General features: G+C 63.9%; 8 protein-coding genes and 1 pseudogene. 4 read left to right on the top strand and 5 right to left on the bottom strand.

The features are described 5' to 3' along the window. From EOB36_RS22755 to truA, 3 genes and pseudogenes are all read left to right on the top strand, one after another. Positions 1 to 275, top strand: a pseudogene (locus EOB36_RS22755) (methionyl-tRNA formyltransferase); the annotation flags it as partial. Further along, the gene (locus EOB36_RS22750) at positions 272 to 781 is read left to right on the top strand and encodes an N-acetyltransferase (protein WP_095484556.1); all 510 of its coding nucleotides are present in this window, start codon (positions 272 to 274) and stop codon (positions 779 to 781) included. The pseudogene EOB36_RS22755 and the gene EOB36_RS22750, both read left to right, overlap by 4 nt. An 18-nt stretch (positions 782 to 799) precedes the next feature. Further along, the gene (gene truA / locus EOB36_RS22745) at positions 800 to 1,555 is read left to right on the top strand and encodes a tRNA pseudouridine(38-40) synthase TruA (protein ID WP_128285735.1); all 756 of its coding nucleotides are present in this window, start codon (positions 800 to 802) and stop codon (positions 1,553 to 1,555) included. On the opposite strand, the gene EOB36_RS22740 is transcribed toward truA, so the two are convergent. Beyond that, a complete protein-coding gene (locus tag EOB36_RS22740; protein ID WP_126104061.1) occupies positions 1,552 to 2,145 on the bottom strand; it encodes a transporter in 594 nt (197 codons plus the stop codon). The two genes, truA and EOB36_RS22740, sit on opposite strands and share 4 nt — an antisense overlap. A 2-nt stretch (positions 2,146 to 2,147) precedes the next feature. After that, positions 2,148 to 3,347 (bottom strand): succinyl-diaminopimelate desuccinylase, encoded by a 1,200-nt coding sequence (gene dapE, locus EOB36_RS22735; RefSeq protein ID WP_128285734.1) that lies wholly within the window; start codon positions 3,345 to 3,347, stop codon positions 2,148 to 2,150. Between the two features lie 117 nt (positions 3,348 to 3,464). Between dapE and EOB36_RS22730 the strand changes: the two genes are divergently transcribed. Continuing rightward, a complete protein-coding gene (locus tag EOB36_RS22730; RefSeq protein WP_128285733.1) occupies positions 3,465 to 4,499 on the top strand; it encodes a 2-dehydropantoate 2-reductase in 1,035 nt (344 codons plus the stop codon). Here EOB36_RS22730 and EOB36_RS22725 read toward each other — a convergent pair. The 3 genes from EOB36_RS22725 to dapD are packed head-to-tail and all read right to left on the bottom strand — an operon-like array spanning position 4,474 to position 6,450. Next, positions 4,474 to 5,175, bottom strand: a complete 702-nt coding sequence (locus EOB36_RS22725) for a hypothetical protein (protein WP_128285732.1) — start codon at positions 5,173 to 5,175, stop codon at positions 4,474 to 4,476. The two genes, EOB36_RS22730 and EOB36_RS22725, sit on opposite strands and share 26 nt — an antisense overlap. A gap of 21 nt (positions 5,176 to 5,196) precedes the next feature. Further along, positions 5,197 to 5,568: a DUF805 domain-containing protein gene (locus EOB36_RS22720; protein ID WP_128285731.1), complete on the bottom strand. Its 372-nt coding sequence runs from the start codon at positions 5,566 to 5,568 to the stop codon at positions 5,197 to 5,199. 27 nt (positions 5,569 to 5,595) lie between these two features. Further along, positions 5,596 to 6,450 (bottom strand): 2,3,4,5-tetrahydropyridine-2,6-dicarboxylate N-succinyltransferase, encoded by an 855-nt coding sequence (dapD, locus tag EOB36_RS22715; RefSeq protein ID WP_128285730.1) that lies wholly within the window; start codon positions 6,448 to 6,450, stop codon positions 5,596 to 5,598. Positions 6,451 to 6,464 lie beyond the last annotated feature (14 nt).

Below are 6,464 nucleotides of genomic sequence, written 5' to 3'. Positions count from 1 at the left end.
GCGAAGTCCACGATCATATTCGCGGCCTGTCGCCTTTTCCCGGCGCGTGGTGCGAGACCGAAATCGGCGGCCGCCTGGAACGGCTGAAACTGCTTCGCTCGACGCTTTCGCAAGGCGCCGGCGAGTCGGGAGGAATTCTCGATGACCGCCTGACGGTCGCCTGCGGGTCAGGCGCCATCAGGCTGGTCGAAGTTCAACGTGCGGGCGGAAGGCCCATTGCCGCGCAAGAGTTTCTGCGCGGGGCCAAGCTCGAAAAAGGAACGAAATTCTCATGAGCATGATGTCGATACGCGCGGCGACGCCGCGGGACCGCGAGGCGATCCGCCTCGTCGAGGAACACGCATTCGGCCAGCAGGCGGAGGCCGGACTGGTCGACGCGCTGGTCACCGGCGGCGATGCCGTCGTCGAGCTGGTGGCGGACGAAGATGGGCAGGTGGTCGGCCACATCCTGTTTTCCAGGCTTTTCGTGCAGAATGGCGGCAAGAGCTTCCCGGCGGTGGCGCTGGCGCCTTTGGCGGTCGAGCCGTCATTCCATGGCACCGGCATCGGCGGCGCGCTGGTCCGCGAGGCGCATATCCGCCTCAAGGACGCCGGCGAGGTGCTGGCGGTGGTGCTTGGCGATCCCGCCTATTATGGCCGCTTCGGCTACAGCCACGCACGCGCCGAAAAATTCGAGAGCGAATATCAGGGCGACGCGCTGCAGGCGCTGGCCTGGGGCGAGGCGCCTGAGACCGGCAAGCTGGTCTACGCTTCGGCCTTCGGCTCCGCGCTCGCCGCCTAACCTCATCCTGCTTTAGGAATGCCGCGTTTTCGCCTGGACATCGAATATGACGGCAGCCTCTATGCCGGCTGGCAGCGCCAGGCAGACCAGCCTTCGGTGCAGCAGGCGATCGAGCAGGCGATCGAGAAATTCTGCGGCGAGCAGGTCTCGCTGCGCGGCGCAGGCCGCACCGATGCCGGCGTCCATGCGACCGGCCAGGTGGCGCATGTCGATCTCGTCAAGGTGTGGCCTGATGACAAGGTGCGCGATGCGGTCAATGCCCATCTGCAAGCGGCCAAGGCGCGCATCGCCGTCCTCAAGGCGGCTGTCGTGCCTGATAGCTTCGACGCGCGTTTCTCGGCGATCGGCCGCCACTATCTCTACCGCATCGTCAACCGGCGCGCGCCGGCAGCGCTCGACAAGGGCAAGATCTGGTGGGTGCCGAAGCGGCTCGACGCCGAGGCCATGCACGAGGCGGCAAAAGTGCTGCTGGGGCGGCATGATTTCACTACGTTCCGCTCGACCCAATGCCAGGCCGACAGCCCGATCCGGACGCTTGATCGGCTGGATGTCAGTCGGCTGGCTGACGTGATCGAAGTGCGAGCCTCGGCGCGCTCGTTCCTGCACAATCAGGTGCGCTCGATGGTCGGCTCGCTGAAGCGCGTCGGCGAAGGCGGCTGGACAATTGCCGACCTGAAGGCGGCGCTCGATGCGCGCGACCGTGCAGCCTGCGGCCAGGTTGCGCCGCCCGACGGACTTTTTCTCGTCGGTGTGGATTATCCGAAAGTCGATTAAGCGGGCGCACCGATGCCGAGCAGCGCCTGCAGGCCGAACAGAACGACCAGCGACGCCACGAACATGCCGGCGAAGACGGCGGTGCCGACAGCTGCGCCCCTGCCGATGGCGATGTTTGTCATCCGCCAGGTCAGGACCATCGACAGCGCAAACAAAAGCAGCGACGCCAGTACGGCGAACTCGTTGGTGGAAGGCAGGAAAAGCCTGATCAACGCCGACGGCAGCATCATCCAGGCGATGATCGCCGACGCCCAGTTGCTGGCGACGACATAGTGGACGAAGCGCCCGCCAATGCCGGCACGCGGCGCGATAAAGGCAAGGCCGACAAGCGGCAGTACCCAGGCGCCAATGTCGACCGTCGCCAGACGGATCAGCATGCTGAAGCGCCCCGCGAATGCATCCGGATCGCCGATCTCGTTGGCAAGGCCGACCCAACCGACGATCAGCGCCGGTGCCGCGACGATGATGGCGAAGAAGGAATTCCAGAAACCGTCGGCCGAAAGGTCGAGCAGGCGCAGCCCGTCGGCCTTGCCGAGCATCAGTCGCCAGGCGCCGGTCAGCGAAGCATAGGTTTCATCCGACGAAAGCATGGTTACGATATGCCTCGCTCGAACCAGTCTTCGATGAAGCGCTGATAAATTTGCGTCAGCGTCTCGAGGTCGGCAAGCGCGACGCGTTCATCGACCATGTGCATGGTCTTGCCGACCAGCCCGAACTCGACCACCGGACAATAGTCCTTGATGAAGCGGGCGTCTGAGGTGCCGCCGGAGGTGGAAAGCGCCGGCTTCCTGCCGATCACCGCCTTGACCGAGCCGCTGAACGTCTCGATCAGCCGGTCGTCGCGAGTGAGGAAGACGTGGCTCGGTCGATCGCGCCAGAGGAGCTCGTAATCGACCGGCATCGTCTTGCCGGCCCGGTATTTCTTGCGCTTCGCCGCCTTGTCGAGACGGTTGTGGATTTCCGCCTGGATGGTCTCGGCGGTCCATGTGTCGTTGAAGCGGATGTTGAAGGTGGCGGTCGCCTTCGCCGGAATGACATTGGTGGCCGGATTGCCGACGTCGATCGAGGTCACCTCCAGATTGGTCGGCTGGAAATCCTTTGTGCCCTCGTCGAAGACGGGGTGCAGCAAGGCGTCGACCAGCGTCACCAGGCCGCGCACCGGGTTGTCGGCAAGCTGCGGATAGGCGGCGTGGCCCTGCCGGCCGTTGACGATGATGCTGCCGGACAGCGAACCGCGCCGGCCGATCTTGATCATATCGCCCAGCGCGTCGGGATTGGTCGGCTCGCCGACGACGGACGCATCCCATTTCTCGCCCTTGGCGGCCGCCCATTCGAGCAGCTTTGTCGTGCCGTTGATGGCTGGTCCTTCTTCGTCGCCGGTGATCAGCAGCGAGACCGAGCCTTTCAGGCCGCCTTTCGATTCGAGATGGCGCGCCACCGCGGCGATGAAACAGGCGATGCCGCCCTTCATGTCGACGGCACCGCGGCCGAACATCTCGCCCTTGGCGATCTCGGCGGCGAAAGGCGGATGCGTCCATGAAGCTTCGTCGCCGACCGGCACCACGTCGGTATGCCCAGCGAACATCAGATGCGGACCGTTGCCGGAGCGCCGCGCATAGAGATTTTCGATATCGGGCGTGCCGCCTTCCGAAAACACCGGGCGCTCGACGGAAAAGCCGAGCGGCTTCAGCATTGTTTCGAGCGTGCTCAGTGCTCCGCCTTCAGCGGGCGTCACCGAGGCACAGCGGATAAGGGCGGCTAGATTTCTGGCGGGATCGGAAGGCAACGTCATGGGCAAAAGCGATAGTCGAAAGCGTAAGGCCTGTCACGGCCAGACATAGGGGCCAGCCATCCCGCCGACATTATGGTTTTCATGTCGTATAGTCGCAGGCCGAGGCAGCACCATCAGATGGCCAACGAGGACAGGAGGATCGTCATTGCCGGCGCCGGCAGCATTGGTTGCTATGCTGGCGGCTGTCTAGCGCTCGCCGGGCGACGGGTAATTCTGCTGGCGCGGCCGCGCATCGAAGAGGCCTTGCGGAAGGACGGGTTGCGGGTCACCGACCTTGACGGCCGCGACCGCTCCATCAAACCGGATGGGCTTTCGGTCACCGCCGATCCGGCGGTCGCCTTGCGCGGTGCCGAAATCATTCTTGTGACGGTCAAGAGCGGCGCTACTGAAGACATGGCGGCGCTCATTGCCGGCCACGCCCGCCCGGACGCGGTGGTGGTCAGCCTGCAGAACGGCGTCGACAATGCCGACAGGCTGCGGGCAAGGCTTACTGGGCGACCTGTGCTCGCAGGCATGGTGCCGTTCAACGTGGTCCAGTCACCGGATGGCGAATTGCAGCTTCGCGTGCATCGCGCCAGCGAGGGCAAGGTGATGATCGAAGAAGGGATCGCCGGCCTCGATGAACTGCTCGACGTCGATGGGTTCGCAGTCGCCGCGCATGGCGACATGACCGCGGTGCTGTGGGGCAAGCTGCTGCTCAACTTGAACAACGCGCTGGTGGCGCTTTGCGGCCTGCCGCTGGCAACGCAATTGGCCGACCGCCGCTGGCGGCTGATCCTGGCCGGCCAGATCGACGAGGCGTTGGCGGCAATGCGGGCGTCGAGCATCGAGCCGGCGCGGATCGCCGGCCTGCGCCCGGCGCTGCTGCCAAAACTGCTCCGTCTGCCCGACGGGCTGTTCAAGGTCCTGGCGCGGCGCATGCTTGCGATCGATCCCGAGGCACGCTCGTCGATGTGGGACGATCTGCAGCGCGGCCGGCCGACCGAGATCGACGAGCTGCAAGGTGCGATCCTGCGCCTGGCTGACAGAGAGGGCACGCCGGCGCCGCTGATAAAGCGTGTCACGGCACTGGTTCGCAAGGCAGAGCAGGAAAATCATGGATCGCCCGGCCTGACACCGGAAGCGATCAGTGCCGGCCTTCGATCAGCGTGATCTTTTGCCAGATCTTCCGAGACAGGTTGGAGGCGAGAGTCTCGATGTCGTTGACGCCATCGACGACGACATTGTCGTTGACCGACTGGGCGAACAGCGCGGCGATTTTGCCGGTGATCGACAGCATTTCGGAGCAATAGTCGAGATAGCGGGCGAGATCGGCACGGTCGGTTATGCGTGCCGGTGAATGCGATGCCGGCTTGAAGTCGGCTGAAAGCACTGCCGGATCCTTGGTCAGCTGATGCATGTCGATGACATGGATCAGCGATCGCAAGCCGTGAAGCTTGCGAAACACCTGCTTGCGCTTGATACGCTCCTCGGTTCGGATCAAGGCCAGGAAGCCCAGCGCCGTCAGGATGATCACGTTGATCGAGGATTCTATGCCCTGCACCGACTGGATGGCATCGTGGTTTGCCGAGACACGGCCGAGCGGCAGGATGGTGCCGACGAACAGGAACATCAGCGCGCCGGCGGCAATGGCGGCGATGATGACGCCACGCAGCCACCAGATCGGCACTTCCAACGCCTTCGCTTCCTTGGCCAGATCACGCGACAGCGACACAAGTTCGATGGCGACGCCACGCAAGCCTGCATCGGGAAAACGGTCGGCGACGCGTTTTTCCAGTCGCTCGGCGGTTTCGATGATCAGTTTCGAATCAAGCGTGCGGTAACGCATGGCGAGAGACCCGATCGACGTTCAGGATTCGGCCGGTGCATTGGTGTGTTTGCCGTAGCGGTTGGGTCCGGGATCACTTTTGAAAAAGGCGAGAATGATAAGGAGAATGGCGCCGATGACGAGAGAGATCAATGCAAAGTAGGTAGGCTTGCCGAAATCATGGAACCGCTTCGCCGTTAGCGCAAAGGTCGACCAGGTCGAGACGACCACAGCGATCCACCAGGCGAGCGCCCAGTACTGGCTTGCGGCAGTGCCGAGCGGCGTTCGCGAGAACTGGTAGAGCAGAAAAAGCTGAACGAGGAGCGGCAAAAGACCGGCCAGAACGTAGGCGCTGGGGTTCACTCGCCCGGAAAGGCTGAAGAAAAGCCAGAGAAATCGAGGTCTGTCGAGCAATCGGGTGCGTCCGTTTTTTGCGAAGGATCAATCGCGAAGCAGTTCATTGATCGAGGTTTTGGAGCGGGTCCTGGCATCGACACGCTTGACGATGACGGCGCAGTAGAGGCTCGGACCGGGCTCGCCGCCGGGCAACGGCTTGCCGGGCAGCGAGCCGGCGACGACGACGGAATTGGCCGGCACTTCGCCGTAGAAGACCTCGCCGGTGGCGCGGTCGACGATCTTGGTCGACTGGCCGATGAAGACGCCCATGCCGAGCACCGAGCCCTCGCGCACGATGCAGCCTTCGACCACTTCGGAGCGTGCGCCGATGAAGCAATTGTCCTCGATGATGGTGGGAGCGGCCTGCATCGGCTCCAGCACGCCGCCGATGCCGACGCCGCCCGACAGATGCACGTTCTTGCCGATCTGGGCGCAGGAGCCGACCGAGGCCCAGGTGTCGACCATGGTGCCGCTGTCGACATAGGCGCCGACATTGACGAAGGACGGCATCAGCACGGCACCTGGCGCGACATAGGCGGAGCGCCGCACGATCGATGACGGCACGGCGCGAAAACCTGCCTTCTCGAAATCGATGGCGCTCCAGCCGTCGAATTTCGACGGCACCTTGTCCCACCACACGGCCTGGCCGGGGCCGCCCTTGATGATCTCCATCGGGTTGAGCCGGAAGGACAGCAGCACCGCTTTCTTCAGCCACTGGTTGACATGCCATTTGCCGTCGGCCTGGCGCTCGGCAACGCGGGCGACACCCCGGTCGAGCAGGTCGAGCGCCGACTGGATGGCGTCGCGCGTCGCGCCACGGGTTGCCGTCGAAATCGTGTCGCGTTCCTCGAAGGCTTCTTCGATGATCTTTTCGAGACTCGCCAGATCGGGCTTCGACATGAATTCGCTCCATT

Source organism: Mesorhizobium sp. M6A.T.Cr.TU.017.01.1.1, from assembly GCF_004023115.1.
GTDB lineage: Bacteria > Pseudomonadota > Alphaproteobacteria > Rhizobiales > Rhizobiaceae > Mesorhizobium > Mesorhizobium mediterraneum.
Note: the sequence above shows the minus strand (reverse complement) of the source record. Positions and strands in the feature narration are given on the sequence as shown.